Genomic DNA, 17,179 nt, shown 5'->3' on the forward strand with positions numbered 1-17,179 from the left:
TGGTTTATGTAGGATCTCTCCCCGCTCCCCACTATTCACTCCCTACTGACTAAACATCTAAATTACTTACCATTTTAGCATGTGCTTCAATAAATTCTCTTCTAGGTTCTACCTTGTCTCCCATTAAGATAGTAAAAATCTCATCTGCAGCTACGGCATCCTCAAGCTCAACCCTAAGAATGGTTCTTGTTTCAGGATTCATAGTAGTGTCCCATAACTGATTAGGATTCATTTCACCCAAACCCTTATATCTTTGAATATTCGCGTCTCTTCCTATTTCTGATAATGCCTTGTCCAATTCTCTATCAGTATAAGCATATGTAACATTTTTTCCTTTAGCGATCTTATACAGCGGAGGCTGGGCAATATAGACATGCCCCTTTTCTACAAGAGGCTTCATAAACCTAAAGAAGAAAGTTAATAATAGTGTTCTAATATGTGATCCGTCTACATCTGCATCGGCCATAATAATCACTTTACCATATCTTAATTTTGATGTATCAAACTCATCACCTATTCCTGCACCTAATGCAGTAATCACCGGCATAAGCTTATCATTTCCGTATACTTTATCTATTCGCGCTTTTTCAACATTCAGCATTTTTCCCCATAATGGAAGAATAGCCTGAAACCTTCTGTCTCTGCCTTGCTTTGCTGATCCTCCCGCAGAGTCACCTTCAACAATATATATTTCAGTAACTGCCGGATCTCTCTCAGAGCAATCGGCAAGTTTTCCCGGTAATGATGTACTCTCAAGCGCACTTTTCCTTCTGGTCAGCTCTCTTGCTTTACGAGCAGCTTCTCTGGCTCTTGCCGCAGTGAGACTCTTTTCTAAAATAGATTTTCCGATAGAAGGATTTTCTTCTAAGAATGATGATAACTTCTCATTCATTGCACCTTCAACCAGTCCTCTGACCTCACTGTTTCCTAATTTTGTTTTTGTCTGACCTTCGAACTGCGGCTCCCTTAATTTTACGCTGATTACAGCAGTAAGTCCTTCCCTTACATCTTCTCCTGAAAGATTTTTATCGTTTTCTTTTAATATATTATACTTTCTCGCATAATCGTTTAAAACTTTGGTCAACGATGCTTTAAATCCTGTTTCATGTGTGCCGCCCTCTGTAGTATGAATGTTATTGGCAAAACTATATATATTCTCTACATAATTATCGCTGTACTGCATAGCGACTTCAACCTGCGATCCATCTTTTTCACCCTCAATAAAAACCACTTGTCTATGGATCACTTCTTTATTTTTATTGATATACTCGACAAATGATTTAATTCCACCATCATATTTGAGAACTTTCTGCTTTTCTTCTTCTCTTTTATCAGTTAAAATAATACTGATACCGCCATTTAAAAACGCCAGTTCTCTTAATCTATTAAGAAGTATATCGTATTCATAGACCAAATCTTCAAATATTTCGTGATCGGGTTTAAAAGAAATTTTTGTTCCTCTTTTTTCAGTCTCCCCTACAATTTTAAGAGGCGCCAGCGTTTTACCTCTTTCATATCTTTGATAGTGAATATTTTTACCATCATATACTTCTACTTCCAACCATTCTGAAAGTGCGTTTACTACTGATGCACCTACTCCATGTAATCCTCCGGATACTTTATATCCTTCACCACCGAATTTTCCACCTGCATGAAGTACTGTAAAAACTACTTCTACCGCAGGTATTCCCATCTTAGGATGTATACCAACCGGGATACCTCTTCCATCATCTTCAACAGTGATAGAATTATCTTCGTTTATGAAAATATATATATTATCACAATATCCTGCTAAGGCTTCATCAATACTGTTATCAACAATTTCATATACCAAGTGGTGCAAACCTCGTGATGATGTGGTGCCAATATACATACCCGGCCTTTTCCTTACGGCCTCTAACCCTTCCAATACCTGAATCTGATTTTCATCATAGTTATTTTCTATTCTATTTACAGCCATAACTCCCTCCGTCTGTTATCCAAAATTTTTGAAACATTAAATAGTAATTTACACATTTGCGATATCATCAATATAACCTGCTCTTTTAAAAAGAGTTACTGATGAAATGGGAGAAAGATATATTTTACTTTTTTTATCCACTTCTGTAATGATAAAAGATTTTGGTAAATCATCAGAAATATTTTCAATAAAACCTTCTTCCTCAGCAATTGTTAAGAATTCTTTACTTATTTTTGAAATTGTAGTAGTTTCCAAATCCATAATGGCTATAACATTTTTTAGTCTTACCACTACGTCTCCACCCAAATGTAAAAACATTTCAATGCTCTCCTTTCAACACATTACCATTTTCAATTTTATAAACTGCCGTATGATTATTGATATTAAATCTATCTATATCTGTACACGTTATGATAACCTGCTTATCTGAAATATTACGAATAATATAATCTTGTCTATGAATATCCAATTCTGACATGATATCATCTAATAAAAGGACCGGGTATTCACCTTTATCCTCTTTCATAAACTCCATTTCCGCCATTTTCAATGAAAGCACTACCGTCCTTTGCTGGCCCTGCGATCCAAAATTTTTAACCGTAACACTATTAATTTTAAAATTTATATCATCTCTATGAGGACCTGTCAGCGTTATTCCCATATCTATTTCCCTACTTATATTTTTATTAAGGGATTCTTTAAATATTTTCTTGATATCACTAATCTGGGCAGCGTTTTCAATCCTAACATTAGGCATATACTCAATATCTAAATCTTCCATATCCCTGGTAATGTTTTCATGGATTTTACGTGCTACTTCTTTAAGCTTGTTTATAAAAGATACTCTATATAATATAATCTTTGAGCCATACTCAATTAATTTTTCATCCCAAATAAATAGCGTTTCGTATAGTGATTTATTTTTATTAATTTTTTTTAGTAAGTTATTCCTTTGGTCCAGTACTTTAATATATTGTTGTAAATTATAAAAATAAGCCGGCCGCATTTGGCTGATACATATATCTAAAAACCTTCTTCTTTGTGAGGGACCCTCTTTTATTAAATTCAGATCTTCAGGTGAGAACATAACTGCATTGAAAAATCCCATTAATTCTCCTATTTTATTAATGGGTACCTCATTTATTTTTATTTTCTTTTTTTGATTTTGAGAAAGAATCATTTCACCACAATTCAATTGATCTTCATTTAAAAAACTCAGTTTTATATTTGCAAAATCTTGGCCAAATCGTATCAGTTCTTTTTCTTTGCTGGTTCGGTGAGACCTTCCTGTAGCAAATAAATATATAGCCTCAAGGATATTTGTTTTACCTTGTGCGTTATTACCGTAGATAATATTAATACTTTTAGAAAAATCTATATCAACGCTGGTATAGTTCCTATAATTATAGAGTTTTAAATTTCCAACATACATGAAAATATCCTCTATTCTACAATAAATTCAATATCTTTCTCCATATGTATGATGATACGGTCTCCTGGAAACACTTTTTTACCCCTTTGCTCTACGACTATTCCGTTTACTTCCACCAATCCATCATATATCAACATTTTGGCATCTGAGCCTGACCCAATAATACCAGCCCACTTGAGTAATTGGTCAAGTTTAATGTATTCAGTGTCTATCTTTATTCTATCCATAAGTATGTCCGCCTAACCTTTATAAATTAGTTGTTAATATTATATCATTATTAAAATAATTATCAAATAACTTTTAATAAGCCTGAGTCATCATTCTCAGGCTTATTTTTTACATCTTAGTGATTTTATATATATTATTCGCTTCTTAATCTTACCGGAAGTACTAAATAAATGAACTTTTCATTATCAACCGCTTTAATAATACATGGGCTTAATGCGGTATTAAACTCCATATAAACTTCATCACATTCACATGCTTTAAGCGCATCTAACAAGTATTTATGATTAAAACCTATTTCCAAGTCATTACCTTCAGTTTCTACCTTTACGGAATCTTGAACTTTTCCTGTTTGTGTCATACAGCTAATAATGATTTTATCTGTCTTTATATTCAGCCTTACAGGATATTTCTGATTATCTGATACGATTAAAAGTGCGGCTCTCTCAATACTTTCTATTAATGGCTTTACGGAAGTTTTTAATCGTAAATGATTCTCTTTAGGTATTATTTGTTTATAATTCAAAAATTCTCCTTCCAGCAATCGTGATACCATCCGGCAGTTATCAAATTCGAACAATACATGTTTAGCTGTGATGTATATATTTATATCTTGTTCTTCTTCTTTAATAATCTTAGATAATTCATTTAAAGTTTTTCCCGGAATGACAAATGATAGTTTATTTTCTAATGAATGAATAGGTTCTTTTCTCATTGCGAGCCGATATCCATCTACTGAAACCATATTTAAATAGCCTTCATCAACTTCAAGACAGGATCCTGTTAGAATAATTTTATTCTCATTTGTTCCTACTGCGAAAATTGTTTGTTTAATCATACTTCTTAGTTTTTCCTGTGATATAGTAAATGGGTTTTCCTTTTGTACCGAAGGAAGTTCAGGAAATTCCACTGATGATATTCCCATAATATTAAATTCCGAATTTCCGCATTTTATATATACATTATTGTTATCCTGCACTTCAAGAAAAACTGTATCATTGGGAAGTTTTCTTACGATATCCCCAAATATCCTTGAGTTTAAAACAATAGCGCCCGTTTGTTGAATATCTGCTTGTATGCTGCACTCTATCCCAAGTTCAAGATCGTTACCTGTCAGTTTTAGAATATTATCCGAAGCTTCCAGCAAAATTCCTTCTAAAATTTGCAAAGTAGATTTTGTGGAAACTGCTTTTTGTGCAACACTTATTGCATCAAGCAAAGTATTTTTTTGGCAAGATAGCTTCATCTGTGAATAACTCCTTTTCTTATTTATATATAAATAAATATAAAAATTTTAGTAGTATTAGTAATAAGTACTGTTATTTCTGTGGATAAGCCTTAAATATTAGTGGCAAGCTGTTTTAGAGCGTGTTCATATCATGTTGACAATATTTCTCTTTTTATTCACACAGTTCACAAGTATTTCAGAGAAAAAAATTATCCACAGAAAGATAACATACAATAAACAATAGAATGTGGATTATTTTCCTTTAATATTTTTAGTTAATTCTGTAATGATTCTTTTTATTTCAGAATCTTTTTTTATATCATCATCTATTTTACTTACAGCATGTATAACAGTAGTATGGTCTCTTCCTCCAAATTCTTCTCCGATTTTAGGTAAGGATAACTCTGTTAATTCTCTGGAGAGATACATCGCTATTTGTCTCGGATACGCAACATTCTTTGTTCTCTTAGATGACTTAAAATCTTCTAATCTTATATTAAAATATTTCCCTACAATTTCTTGGATAACCGATGGAGTGATAATTCTGGTGCTATTGGTTGATAGATAATCTTTTAAAGCTTCATCAGCCAGCTCTTGATTGATTTCTTGTTTGACTAAAGCGCTAAACGCGATAATGCGGTTAAGTGCTCCTTCCAATTCTCTAATATTTGATTTCACTTTACTTGCGATATGCACTAATATTTCATCCGGAACTGTTAGCTTTTCAAGTTGAGCTTTCTTTTTTAATATCGCTATTCTTGTTTCAAAGTCAGGAGGCTGGATATCTCCGATCAATCCCCATTCAAACCTGGAACGAAGCCTTTCTTCCAAAGTATTAATCTCTTTCGGTGGTCTGTCACTTGTTAGGATAATTTGTTTGTTTGCCTCGTGTAAAGCATTAAAGGTATGGAAAAACTCTTCCTGGGTCCGTTCTTTACCTGCAATGAACTGAATATCATCTACCATTAACACATCTATATGTCTATACTTACTTCTAAATTCTTCATTCCTATCATCTTTTATAGAATTAATAAGTTCATTTGTAAACTTTTCTGATGAAACATATACAACTTTTGTTGATGGTGTTTGATTTAATATATAGTGGCCGATTGCATGCATTAAATGTGTTTTTCCAAGACCAACGCCACCATATAAAAACAGCGGGTTATAAGCTTTAGCGGGGGATTCTGCGACTGCAAGTGACGCAGCGTGCGCGAAACGGTTGCTATTACCGACAACAAAGGTATCAAATGTGTATTTTGGATTTAGCGGATTATTAGGTTCATCAGGTTGGATTTTTTCAGTAATTATAGGATTATTTATAGAATTATCATTGTTATCATTATTCTTTTTATCATCATTTTCTCCTATAATAGTAACGATTATATTGTATTCTTTAGATGCTGCTGCTGTTAGAGCATTCTGAATAAGGGGGTAGTATCTCCCCATAATAATATTTTTGTTGAAGTCATTGGGAACACCTAATGTAATTTCACGATCTGATATAGAAATAGGCACGATGGTTTTAATCCAAGTATTAAATCCTACCTCTGTAATTTCCGATTTGATCATGTTTTGAGTTTTATTCCATATCTCAGTTAAATAATTGCTCATCGTGTTCCTCCTAAAATGAATAATAAAAAAAATATATACATAAAATAATATGTTATCAACAAAATTATTAACAACTGTGGATAAAATTATAACTAGATGTTGATAATGTTAATGAGTATAAAATAAATTTATGTGCTAATAATAAAAAATAGCAATATTTTAAGTTGTTAACATCGTATTAATAAAATTATTAACAGCTTTAAGGCGATAAAATACATAGCTTTTAAAAAAAAATAAAGGTTATTCACAATATTATCCACAAGTTGTGAGTAAATAGCAAGTTGTTATGTAAAATTTCAAAGTTATCAACAGGCAATTTATAATATATCAAAATTATTGTGAATATTCAATCAAAAAATGCAAAATAGTACTAAAGAATTATCCACAAGGTAAATAATGATTTTTATTTGTTCTTTCTTGACATTTGTTTATTGATTAGGATATAATTGAAACAGTGTCTTAAAAATTGCAGCGATTGAATTGAAAAATTAAATAAATTATTATTTTACTTTAGGTGAATAGTGGTGTATTATCAATCGTAACAGTGATAATGAACCAGTATTCATCTGTAGCTTGAGAAGGGGGTGTAAACTGTGCTGAGAACATATCAACCGAAAAAGAGACAAAGAAAAAAAGAACATGGGTTCAGAAAAAGAATGAGCACTAAAAATGGACGGAAAGTATTGGCTAGAAGAAGACTAAAAGGCAGAAAAAGACTGTCAGCATAAGGGCCACTTTAAAGTGGTCTTTTTGTATTAATTTTTTGATGTGTGATAGGGTATCTTTTTTGCTTTATGACAAAAGGATAGATTATATGCAGACAACTATTTCGTTAAATGAAAATAGAACATTTAAAAGAATTTATGCAAAAGGAAATTCTATAGCAAATAATCTTCTGGTTATTTATTTTATAGCAAATGGTTTAAATATCAATAGATTGGGGATTACTGTAAATAAGAAGATTGGAAAAGCAGTGGCAAGAAATAGAGTCAGAAGATTAATTAAAGAAAGCTACAGATTAAAAGAAAGTACTATAAAAGAAGGTTATGATATTATATTTGTAGCCAGGGTGAGATCAAGAGAAGCGTCATATAGAGAAGTTAGTGGTGCAATGCATAATCTCTTGAAAAGAGTTGATTTAATAAAATGATAAAGAAAACAATCTGGGGAGTCGTTAAGGTAGTACAATTTATTTTGTGTAAAATAGTTATAGTATGTATTATGATATATCGAAAACTCATTTCACCTTTAAAAAGGCCAAGCTGTCGTTTTTACCCTACCTGTTCCAGGTATGCGTTAGATGCTGTTATGAAATACGGCGTATTTAAAGGTGGATATTTATCAATAAAAAGGATATTAAGATGTAATCCATTTAACCCTGGAGGGTATGACCCGGTAGAGTAAAAGGAGGTTAAAAAACGATGGGAGATATTTTTGGACTGCTTATTACTGGTCCTCTTGGCTCGGTATTAAGTTTTATTTATTCGTTTACTAATAGTTATGGTTTTGCTATAGTGTTATTTACAATCTTTATTAAGCTTATTTTGCTCCCTCTTGCTATTAAGCAGCAGAAATCCATGGCGGAAATGCAAAAGATTCAGCCACTTCTTACTGATATACAAAAGAAGTACAAAAATGATAAAGAAAAACTACAGGTTGAAACGATGAAAATATATCAGGAGCATAAGGTGAATCCTGCGGGAAGTTGCTTACCTTTGCTTATACAGCTTCCTATTATTTTCGGGCTATATAGGGTTATTTATCAACCACTTACATACATTCTTAAAATGAGTAAAGAAGAAATTGCAAAAATAGCAGCGGAACTGAGTATTAATGTACGTGATGAGATAAAAATTGCAGAGCAAATGAAAAATATAAATTTAGAATTTTTAGGACTTAATTTGGCGCAAACACCTCAGTTTAATGCACCTAGTGTGATATGGATTATTCCTGTTCTAGCTGCATTGACTACATATTTATCAAGTAAGTTGACTTCTACAGCAACTTCCGGATCTCAAAATGCCCAAGCTGCGCAGATGACGAGCAGTATGATGACAATTTTTCCATTTATGACAGGGTTTATATGTTTTTCGTTACCGGCAGGGGTAGGGTTATATTGGGTTATCAGTAATTTGATACAGATGCTGCAGCAAGTAGCATTAAATAAATTATTTGCCCCGGCAATAAAGGAGGGAAAAGCGTAGTCAATGAGAAAATCAGTAGAAAAATCAGGAAAAACTGTTGAAGAGGCTATTAATCTTGCCCTTGAAGAATTGGGTTTGGAACGTGAGAAAGCAGAGATACAAATCATTGATGAGGGTGCAAAAGGTCTTTTTGGTATTATTGGTTCAAAAGTTGCAAAAGTGGTAGTCACTGAGAAAGATACTGCTCAATCCAGAGCAAAAGAATTCTTAGAAAATGTATTTGAGAAAATGAACTTGAAAGTCACTATTCATTTTCTAGAAAAGGAAAGTTCTCTTAAGATTATTCTTGAGGGAGATGATATGGGAATTCTTATTGGCAGAAGAGGAGAAACTCTTGACTCACTTCAATATTTAACAAGTCTTGTGGTAAATAGAGGCGACCACGAATATATTCGGGTTTCAATGGATACAGAGAATTATCGTAAAAAACGTGAAGAGACATTGATCAGACTTGCAAAAAGATTAGCGGACAGGGTATTGAAGTATAGAAGAAGTATTACGCTTGAGCCAATGAATCCATATGAAAGAAGAATAATTCATTCTACTTTGCAGAATAATAAAATGGTTACCACATATAGTGTCGGTGACGAACCAAACAGAAAAGTTGTTATTGCTTTAAATAGCCGGAAAAAAATAGAAGTTTAGTTTATAGTTTTTGATGCAATATATCAAGCTGTAGCTGAAGGCTTGTAATATAATACAGTCTACAGCGCAGCTTTTTTTGTGCAATAACACAGAAAGACCGTATAGTTTTTAAGGAGATGGAGAAGGATGTACCTGGAAGATACCATTGCTGCTATTTCTACTCCTCCCGGTATAGGCGGAATCGCTATCATAAGAGTGAGTGGGAAAGATGCGGTAAATATTGTAGAACGCATATTTAGGAGCCATAAAAATAAAAAGCTGGTTGATGTAAAGTCGCATACCATACACTATGGTTTTATCATTGACTTAGAAAAAAAACAGACCATAGATGAAGTTTTAGTATCTGTGATGAAAAAACCCCACACTTTTACAAAGGAAGATATCGTTGAAATCAATTGTCATGGCGGCGTTATATCCACAAAAAGAATATTGGAAGAAGTGATTTACGCCGGAGCGAGAATTGCTGATGCAGGTGAGTTCACAAAACGTGCTTTTCTGAATGGTAGAATAGATTTAGTACAAGCAGAAGCGATTATTGATATTATAAATTCAAAAACAAATGTTGGCTTGCAATCTGCGGTAGATCAGCTTGAAGGAAGTTTATCAAGTAGAATATTCGATATACGAAGTAAAATGCTTAGAATAGCTGCTCATCTGCAAGCTGCAGTCGATTTTCCTGAAGATGATATTGAAGAATTGAGTGAAGAGAATTTAATTGCTTTTTTAAAAAATATAAAGGATGAGATGAAAAATTTACTCGAGACTGCTGATATGGGTAAAATCATAAGAGATGGGTTAAGTACAGTGATTATTGGAAAACCAAATGTAGGTAAATCTTCTCTTTTAAATAACCTTTTAAAAGAAAATAGAGCAATTGTTACTGAGGTCCCGGGAACTACACGAGATATTATTGAAGAATATATCAATTTAAAAGGTATCCCATTAAAGGTTATTGATACTGCCGGCATTAGAGAAACCGATGATATTGTGGAAAGAATAGGTGTGGAAAAATCCAGAGAATTTATAAATAAGGCTGACTTAGTAATTTTAATATTAGATGGCAGCGAAATCATAAATGAGAATGATAAAAAGATCATTGATCTTGTAAAAAATAAAAAGCTTATCGTATTGGTTAATAAAGTGGATTTAGATATTAGAATTGATATGGAGTATATAAGGAATTTATTTGAGGGTCATCCTATAATAAATGTATCTGCAAAAAAAGGAATAGGAGTTCAAGAACTTGAAAACACCATTCATCACCTTTTTATGAGCGGAAATATAAATATTAACAGTGATGTTATGATTACTAATGTAAGACATAAAGATTCATTGGTAAGAGCAAAAAAGAGTATTAGTGAATGTATTGAAGCAATAGATAACGGGATGCCGTTAGATATGATCTTTATAGATTTAAGTAACGCTATTGAGAGTTTAGGTGAAATTATAGGATTTACTGTTTCTGAAGAGATTGTTGATCAGATTTTTAGAGAATTTTGTTTGGGAAAATGAGGTGATAGAATGGAGTATTATGCCGGTGAATATGATGTTGCTGTAATTGGAGGCGGACATGCCGGTTGTGAAGCTGCTTTAGCGTCAGCGCGTCTGGGATGTTCAACCATTATGTTCGCTATAAATCTTGATAGTATTGCGAATATGCCTTGTAATCCCAGTATAGGTGGGACGGCTAAAGGACATCTCGTGAGGGAAATAGACGCTTTAGGCGGAGAAATGGGTAAAAATGCGGATAAAACATTTATACAATCCAGAATATTGAATAAAGGAAAAGGCCCTGCCGTTTATTCGTTACGTGCTCAGTCAGACCGCAGAGCATATCAAATGGAAATGAAACATACTCTTGAAAAGCAGGAAAATCTTGATATAAAACAGGCAGAAGTAGTAGATATATTAGTTGAAAATAAAACGGTAAAATGCATTAAAACACATACCGGCGCAATATATCATGTAAAAGCTGTAATTCTGGCAACAGGAACATTTTTAAAAGGAAGAATTATAGTTGGCGATGTGAACTATAGTGGCGGACCAGATGGTTTGTTTCCGGCAAATAAGCTTTCTGATGCATTGAAAGAGCAGGGAGTAGAATTAATGAGATTCAAAACTGGGACTCCTGCAAGAATAAACTCAAGGTCCGTAGATTTCTCCAAGATGGAAGAACAGAATGGTGATGACCTTATTACGCCATTTTCTTTTGAGACAGAAGATGTGGGAAAAAATAAGGTATCGTGCTGGCTTACATATACAAATGAAAAAACACATCAAGTGATTAAAGATAATTTGCATCGTTCTCCATTATACGGTGGAGTCATTGAAGGTGTCGGTCCAAGATACTGCCCGTCTATTGAAGATAAGGTAGTCCGTTTTGCAGATAAAGAAAGACATCAGTTGTTTATAGAGCCGATGGGTCTAAATACGGAAGAAATGTATGTTCAGGGTATGTCAAGTAGTTTGCCGGAAGATGTTCAATTAGAGATGTTAAGGACCATTAAAGGATTAGAAAATGTCAAAATGATGAGAACGGCATATGCGATAGAATATGATTGTGTTAATCCTACACAATTGAAATTAACATTAGAATTTAAAAATATAAACGGATTATACGGCGCAGGTCAATTTAATGGTAGTTCAGGATATGAAGAGGCTGCTGCACAGGGATTGATAGCGGGTACAAATGCTTCTTTGAAAATTTTGGACAAGGAGCCATTAGTATTGGACCGTTCTGAGGCATATATAGGTACTTTAATAGATGACTTAGTAACAAAGGGTACATCGGAGCCATATAGAATGATGACATCACGTTCCGAGTACAGACTGTTGCTGCGTCAGGACAATGCTGATTTGAGATTGACTCCGATAGGATATAAGGTAGGATTAATCTCTGAAGAAAGATATCAAAAGTTTTTGAATAAAAAGTTACAGATAGAACAAGAAATCAAAAGACTGGAAGAAACCATTATAACCCCAACCGACGAAGTAAATACATTTTTAGATCATCACAATAGCACAAGAATAAAATCAGGAATCCGCATGATTGAACTGTTGAAAAGACCGGAACTGAGCTACGATGCTTTAGGTGCTATTGATAAAAGCCGTCCTGGATTATCTTTTGATGTTGCAGAACAGGTATCTATTCAGATAAAATATGAAGGATATATAAAAAGACAGCTGATGCAGATAGAGCAATTCAAAAAGTTAGAGAATAAAAAGCTACCCAAAGATCTCGATTACAATGCTATTCAAGGATTGAGAATAGAAGCAAGACAAAAACTTACCAATATCAAGCCTGAATCAATGGGTCAAGCTTCAAGAATTTCAGGTGTGTCACCTGCTGATATATCTGTTCTTATGATTTATTTGGAACAAATACGGAGAGGAAATACCAATAAAGATTCTTAATTGAGTAGAGGTGAAAAAATGGAATCTGTTGATCTATTAAGGGAGGGTGCCAGACAATTTAATATTGATCTTACTGATGAAAAAATAGAAAAGTTTGTTATATATAAGAATATGCTTTTAGAGTGGAATAAGAAAATGAATCTTACTGCCATTGAGGATGAAAAAGAGATTATCATAAAGCATTTTCTAGATTCTATTTCATGTATTTTTACTAATGTATTTGAAACAGGCTCTAAGATTATTGATGTGGGTACAGGAGCTGGGTTTCCCGCAATTCCATTAAAAATTGTGAATTGTAATTTAAATATTACATTATTGGATTCTTTAAATAAAAGACTAAATTTTTTGGATGAAGTTATTAAAGAGTTAAAATTCGATAATATTGTTACTATGCACGGTAGAGCAGAAGATATAGGTAATAATAAGCAATATCGAGAAGAATTCGATGTTTCAATATCACGCGCGGTAGCAAATCTATCGGTGCTGGCAGAGTACTGTCTCCCTCTTTCAAAAGTTGGCGGATATTTTATAAGTATGAAAGGTCCGGATGTAACAGAAGAAATGAATGAGTCAAAAAATGCTATTCATGTGTTAGGCGGAGAAATTGTAGATATTAAGAAAATCCTATTGCCCCACACGCAAATACAACATTCGATTATTGTTATAAAAAAGGTAAGACAATGTCCGACAAAATATCCCAGAAAGGCTGGAAAACCCTCAAAGGATCCGATAAAATAAATATTATTTTGATAATTGGTGTAGTAATGTGACGAACGATTTTTTACCAAAATTTATAAGATTATGTTATAATACTAGATATAAAAATAAAAAAGTCATATAAATATATATTTATATGATATGGACAAGCTGAGGGTAAAAAAGGAGGCATTGTGTATGATGGAGGTTATGTCAATGTTTAAGAATAATAATGATGAAAAAGGGAAGGTAGTAAACATACCTATTGATAAAATAAAGCCTAACCCATACCAGCCCCGGAAACATTTTGATAAAGCAGCACTAGAAGAGCTTAGTATATCTATAAAGCAATATGGTATATTGCAACCAATAAATGTTCGAAAACTAGGGTCGGGAAGCTATGAACTAGTGGCGGGTGAAAGAAGACTAAGAGCATCCAAAATTGCGGATATAAAAGAGATACCTGCTATTGTTGTGGAAATGAATGATAATGATTCTGCAGTTGTGGCATTAATAGAGAATTTACAAAGAGAAGATCTTAGTTTTATGGAAGAAGCTGAAGGATATTTTCATTTAATATCTGAGCATGGATTTACACAAGAGGAGCTGGCAATAAAGGTTGGAAAAAATCAATCTACCGTTGCTAATAAGCTTAGATTGTTAAAATTGCCTCCGTTAGTAAAAAAAATGATTGGTGACAACAATTTGACTGAAAGACATGCTAGAGCTTTATTAAAATTACCTGATGAACAGCTGCAGTTGAAAATTTTAAAGCAAGTATGTGAAAAGGGTTTAAATGTAAAGAAAACTGAAGAATTAATTCAGAAAACTATAGAAAAATATACGAATAATGCAGAAAAACCGACTGTTAAAAAGCAAATTAGAGCGTTTAGAGATGTTAGAATATTCATTAATACATTAAAACAGGCCGTTGATATGATGAAGCAATCAGGCGTAAATGCTAAAGTTACACAGAGTGATAATGAAGATTATGTAGAATATATTGTGAGAATTCCAAAAGAGTAGTAAAAAATTATAAATTGTTAGGAGAAAAAATCGATATAAAGGATATATCGATTTTTTATATGTCTAGCATGTGATTTTGATTAAAATTTTCCGAACAATAGTAATAGACCTATGGCTATAAAAGAAATTCCTGCACCAATTTGTATATAATTTTGGGGTATATATCTGCTTAAAATTTCTCCACATAACACTCCAATTACCGATGATAGAATTAGTGCTGAAGCTGCACCAATAAATACAGATAGTCCACTTTTTGTTTTTGAAGCAAGCAGCATGGTGGAGAGCTGGGTTTTATCTCCCAGCTCGGCAAGAAAAACAATCCAAAATGTAGTAAAAATTATTTTCCACATATATTAATAATCCTCCTGAAAAATATCATAATAATTATATTAATAAGAATTTTTTTTTATTAGTATTTTTTTTATTAAAATATGGATAAAACTCGAAATAATTAAAGCAGTAGTTATACATAGGAGTAAACTAAGAATAAATGCAGTAGTTTCAATATTTGGATAATTATTATTCATATCTGAAAATGTCTTAACACTTATATCTGAAATATTATAACCGATATTCATTGCCAAAGATGGTATGAAAGATAATGAATCAATCAATTTTGAATTACCATAGAAATTAAGATAAACGGCCCATGAACAATAACAACATATTATACTAAGACATACCATCTTTGAACGTATAAATTTTTCAAATTTCATTAAATTCACCTCGCAATTTATTATATTATATTCACGAAAATGTTATATATTCTACAACAATTACACAATTGTGTTCACATTACTGGATTATGGTAAATGTCGAAGAGTATTTAAAGAAGCACTTGCTGATATTATTTTTTTAGAAAGTTGGATGGAATATAAAATAGTATAGTTATTATAAAAAGTACAAGAAAATGTTTCACGTGAAACATTTTCTTGTTTTAAAAACAGAATAATCTATGCTATAATATGAAGGTATATATGAAAATAATGAATGTATAGAGAGATGGTGGTGTTTTGAGTAAGGTGATAGCAGTTGCCAACCAGAAAGGGGGCGTAGGGAAAACTACAACCTCCGTTAATTTGAGTGCATGCCTTGCTGCAAAAGGTGAAAGAGTTTTGATGATAGATATAGATCCGCAGGGTAATAGTACTAGTGGTGTAGGTATAAATAAAAAGCTGCTGAAAAAGTCTATATATGATGTATTAATCAATGATGATGACATCAATCAGGTGATTTTAAAGACCGCATATGAAAATTTATACATATGCCCATCAAATATTGAATTGGCAGGGGCTGAGATTGAACTTGTTGCAATCATGTCTAGAGAATATCGATTAAAAAAATCAGTTGAATCAATTGAAGATACATATGATTATATTATCATGGATTGTCCTCCTTCGCTTGGTTTATTAACAATTAATGCACTGACATGCGCGCATTCAATACTTGTTCCTATACAATGTGAATATTATGCATTAGAAGGACTTAGTCAGTTAACAAATACAGTAAAGCAGGTGAAAAAGTATCTGAATTCAAATCTTGATATTGAAGGTGTGCTACTTACTATGTTTGATGCTAGAACAAATCTTTCTATACAAGTTGTTGAAGAAGTGAAAAAGTATTTTCCTAAAAAAGTTTATAAAACGGTGATACCTAGAAATATCAGATTAAGTGAGGCCCCTAGCTTTGGCCAACCGATCATTTTTTATGATCCAAAGTCAAGAGGTGCTGAATGTTACTTAGAGCTTGCTAATGAAGTGATTGAGTACACTAAAGAGGTGATATAGTTGGTGAAAAGAGGACTAGGAAAAGGTTTGGGAGCTCTACTACCTGGTGTTGAAACAGATGAAGATAATTCTGTAAAGGAAATAAAATTAATAGAAATTGAGCCAAATAAAAAACAACCAAGAAAAGATTTTGACTTAGAAAAGCTGGAAGTACTTTCTGAGTCCATTAAGATACATGGTGTGATACAGCCTATTATTGTTAAAAAACTTGATAACGGTTTCTATCAAATTATAGCAGGGGAGAGAAGATGGCGTGCCGCAAAATTAGCTGGACTAAAAACTATCCCTGTCATTGTTAGAGATTATGAAAAGAAAGAAACAATGGAAATAGCATTGATCGAAAATCTTCAAAGAGAAGATTTGAATCCGATCGAAGAAGCAGAGGCATATAAAAACCTGATAGAAGAGTTTCACATTAAACAGGAAGAAATCAGTCAAAGAGTAGGCAAAAGTCGATCGGCGATTGCTAATGCCCTAAGATTGCTTAATCTTCCGGACTTATTAAAACAATTTGTGATTGAAGATAAATTATCAAATGGACATGCAAGGGCAATATTAAGTGTTGAAGATAATAGTGAACAGGAAAAAATAGCTCAGAAAGTAATAGAAGAAGGACTAAGTGTCAGGCAAACAGAGAAATTGGTGAAAGACTATATTTCTAATAAAAGAAAGAAAAATATAAGTGATAAAAAAAATGAACTGTCACATATCTATATTGATTTGCAAGAGCGATTATCAAAAGATTTAGGTACAAAAGTTAAGATATGTCCTGGTAAAAGTAAGAGCAAAATAGAAATTGAATATTATTCTGATGATGACTTAGAAAGGCTAATCGGTCTACTAAAATTAACGTAAAGAGAAAATTATTATAATCATACGAAAATATCCTCTTTAATATTTTAGTTATATTCAATTTTTACACAGAAAGCAATATACAGATATAGGTAA

The 17,179-nt window shown here is 32.6% G+C and carries 18 protein-coding genes; 11 read left to right on the forward strand and 7 right to left on the reverse strand.

From position 1 onward, the window contains the following. Positions 1–49: 49 nt before the first annotated feature. From gyrB to dnaA, 6 genes are all read right to left on the reverse strand, one after another. A complete protein-coding gene (gene gyrB / locus QKW49_RS15530; RefSeq protein ID WP_282863584.1) occupies positions 50–1,960 on the reverse strand; it encodes a DNA topoisomerase (ATP-hydrolyzing) subunit B in 1,911 nt (636 codons plus the stop codon). A 48-nt stretch (positions 1,961–2,008) separates the two neighbouring features. Further along, positions 2,009–2,278, reverse strand: coding sequence for an extracellular matrix/biofilm biosynthesis regulator RemA family protein (locus QKW49_RS15535; protein WP_282863585.1), 270 nt, complete (start codon positions 2,276–2,278; stop codon positions 2,009–2,011). Position 2,279: 1 nt separating this feature from the next. Then, positions 2,280–3,392 carry a DNA replication/repair protein RecF gene (recF, locus tag QKW49_RS15540; protein WP_282863586.1) on the reverse strand — a complete coding sequence of 371 codons (1,113 nt, stop codon included), beginning with the start codon at positions 3,390–3,392 and terminating at the stop codon, positions 2,280–2,282. Between the two features lie 11 nt (positions 3,393–3,403). Then, positions 3,404–3,619 (reverse strand): RNA-binding S4 domain-containing protein, encoded by a 216-nt coding sequence (locus tag QKW49_RS15545; RefSeq protein ID WP_282863587.1) that lies wholly within the window; start codon positions 3,617–3,619, stop codon positions 3,404–3,406. A gap of 134 nt (positions 3,620–3,753) precedes the next feature. Next, positions 3,754–4,863: a DNA polymerase III subunit beta gene (gene dnaN / locus QKW49_RS15550; RefSeq protein WP_282863588.1), complete on the reverse strand. Its 1,110-nt coding sequence runs from the start codon at positions 4,861–4,863 to the stop codon at positions 3,754–3,756. A gap of 234 nt (positions 4,864–5,097) precedes the next feature. After that, positions 5,098–6,459, reverse strand: a complete 1,362-nt coding sequence (gene dnaA / locus QKW49_RS15555; protein ID WP_282863589.1) for a chromosomal replication initiator protein DnaA — start codon at positions 6,457–6,459, stop codon at positions 5,098–5,100. A 593-nt stretch (positions 6,460–7,052) separates the two neighbouring features. On the opposite strand from dnaA, the gene rpmH reads away from it, so the two are divergent. The 9 genes from rpmH to noc all read left to right on the forward strand — a co-directional run bounded on the left by rpmH (position 7,053) and on the right by noc (position 14,444). Then, positions 7,053–7,187: a 50S ribosomal protein L34 gene (gene rpmH / locus QKW49_RS15560; protein ID WP_282863590.1), complete on the forward strand. Its 135-nt coding sequence runs from the start codon at positions 7,053–7,055 to the stop codon at positions 7,185–7,187. 86 nt (positions 7,188–7,273) lie between these two features. Further along, on the forward strand, positions 7,274–7,609 hold the full coding sequence (gene rnpA, locus QKW49_RS15565; protein ID WP_282863591.1) for a ribonuclease P protein component: 336 nt from the start codon (positions 7,274–7,276) through the stop codon (positions 7,607–7,609). Between the two features lie 44 nt (positions 7,610–7,653). Further along, the gene (yidD, locus tag QKW49_RS15570; protein ID WP_282868157.1) at positions 7,654–7,863 is read left to right on the forward strand and encodes a membrane protein insertion efficiency factor YidD; all 210 of its coding nucleotides are present in this window, start codon (positions 7,654–7,656) and stop codon (positions 7,861–7,863) included. A gap of 17 nt (positions 7,864–7,880) precedes the next feature. Beyond that, positions 7,881–8,663, forward strand: coding sequence for a YidC/Oxa1 family membrane protein insertase (locus tag QKW49_RS15575; protein ID WP_282863592.1), 783 nt, complete (start codon positions 7,881–7,883; stop codon positions 8,661–8,663). Positions 8,664–8,666: 3 nt separating this feature from the next. Next, complete coding sequence (gene jag, locus QKW49_RS15580; RefSeq protein WP_282863593.1) at positions 8,667–9,308, forward strand: RNA-binding cell elongation regulator Jag/EloR; 642 nt, start codon at positions 8,667–8,669, stop codon at positions 9,306–9,308. Positions 9,309–9,434: 126 nt separating this feature from the next. Beyond that, on the forward strand, positions 9,435–10,820 hold the full coding sequence (mnmE, locus tag QKW49_RS15585) for a tRNA uridine-5-carboxymethylaminomethyl(34) synthesis GTPase MnmE (protein WP_282863594.1): 1,386 nt from the start codon (positions 9,435–9,437) through the stop codon (positions 10,818–10,820). Positions 10,821–10,829: 9 nt separating this feature from the next. Then, entirely contained in the window at positions 10,830–12,722 is a 1,893-nt protein-coding gene (gene mnmG / locus QKW49_RS15590) for a tRNA uridine-5-carboxymethylaminomethyl(34) synthesis enzyme MnmG (protein ID WP_282863595.1), read from the forward strand. A gap of 18 nt (positions 12,723–12,740) precedes the next feature. Next, the gene (rsmG, locus tag QKW49_RS15595; protein ID WP_282863596.1) at positions 12,741–13,460 is read left to right on the forward strand and encodes a 16S rRNA (guanine(527)-N(7))-methyltransferase RsmG; all 720 of its coding nucleotides are present in this window, start codon (positions 12,741–12,743) and stop codon (positions 13,458–13,460) included. A gap of 156 nt (positions 13,461–13,616) precedes the next feature. Further along, positions 13,617–14,444 (forward strand): nucleoid occlusion protein, encoded by an 828-nt coding sequence (gene noc, locus QKW49_RS15600; protein ID WP_282863597.1) that lies wholly within the window; start codon positions 13,617–13,619, stop codon positions 14,442–14,444. 80 nt (positions 14,445–14,524) lie between these two features. On the opposite strand, the gene QKW49_RS15605 is transcribed toward noc, so the two are convergent. Further along, the gene (locus QKW49_RS15605) at positions 14,525–14,794 is read right to left on the reverse strand and encodes a TMEM165/GDT1 family protein (protein ID WP_282863598.1); all 270 of its coding nucleotides are present in this window, start codon (positions 14,792–14,794) and stop codon (positions 14,525–14,527) included. A gap of 663 nt (positions 14,795–15,457) precedes the next feature. On the opposite strand from QKW49_RS15605, the gene QKW49_RS15610 reads away from it, so the two are divergent. After that, positions 15,458–16,231: an AAA family ATPase gene (locus tag QKW49_RS15610; protein ID WP_282863599.1), complete on the forward strand. Its 774-nt coding sequence runs from the start codon at positions 15,458–15,460 to the stop codon at positions 16,229–16,231. Then, positions 16,232–17,086, forward strand: a complete 855-nt coding sequence (locus QKW49_RS15615) for a ParB/RepB/Spo0J family partition protein (RefSeq protein ID WP_282863600.1) — start codon at positions 16,232–16,234, stop codon at positions 17,084–17,086. The last annotated feature ends 93 nt before the right edge of the window (positions 17,087–17,179 follow it).

Source organism: Petroclostridium sp. X23 (assembly GCF_030013905.1).
Taxonomy (GTDB): Bacteria; Bacillota; Clostridia; order SK-Y3; family SK-Y3; genus X23.

Bases quoted from the DNA above. Each gene is read 5' to 3' on its own strand.
- gyrB (WP_282863584.1), bottom strand. From the start codon at position 1,960: ATGGCTGTAAATAGAATAGAAAATAACTATGATGAAAATCAGATTCAG.
- QKW49_RS15535 (WP_282863585.1), bottom strand. From the start codon at position 2,278: ATGTTTTTACATTTGGGTGGAGACGTAGTGGTAAGACTAAAAAATGTT.
- recF (WP_282863586.1), bottom strand. From the start codon at position 3,392: ATGTATGTTGGAAATTTAAAACTCTATAATTATAGGAACTATACCAGC.
- QKW49_RS15545 (WP_282863587.1), bottom strand. From the start codon at position 3,619: ATGGATAGAATAAAGATAGACACTGAATACATTAAACTTGACCAATTA.
- dnaN (WP_282863588.1), bottom strand. From the start codon at position 4,863: ATGAAGCTATCTTGCCAAAAAAATACTTTGCTTGATGCAATAAGTGTT.
- dnaA (WP_282863589.1), bottom strand. From the start codon at position 6,459: ATGAGCAATTATTTAACTGAGATATGGAATAAAACTCAAAACATGATC.
- rnpA (WP_282863591.1), top strand. From the start codon at position 7,274: ATGCAGACAACTATTTCGTTAAATGAAAATAGAACATTTAAAAGAATT.
- QKW49_RS15575 (WP_282863592.1), top strand. From the start codon at position 7,881: ATGGGAGATATTTTTGGACTGCTTATTACTGGTCCTCTTGGCTCGGTA.
- jag (WP_282863593.1), top strand. From the start codon at position 8,667: ATGAGAAAATCAGTAGAAAAATCAGGAAAAACTGTTGAAGAGGCTATT.
- mnmE (WP_282863594.1), top strand. From the start codon at position 9,435: ATGTACCTGGAAGATACCATTGCTGCTATTTCTACTCCTCCCGGTATA.
- mnmG (WP_282863595.1), top strand. From the start codon at position 10,830: ATGGAGTATTATGCCGGTGAATATGATGTTGCTGTAATTGGAGGCGGA.
- rsmG (WP_282863596.1), top strand. From the start codon at position 12,741: ATGGAATCTGTTGATCTATTAAGGGAGGGTGCCAGACAATTTAATATT.
- noc (WP_282863597.1), top strand. From the start codon at position 13,617: ATGATGGAGGTTATGTCAATGTTTAAGAATAATAATGATGAAAAAGGG.
- QKW49_RS15605 (WP_282863598.1), bottom strand. From the start codon at position 14,794: ATGTGGAAAATAATTTTTACTACATTTTGGATTGTTTTTCTTGCCGAG.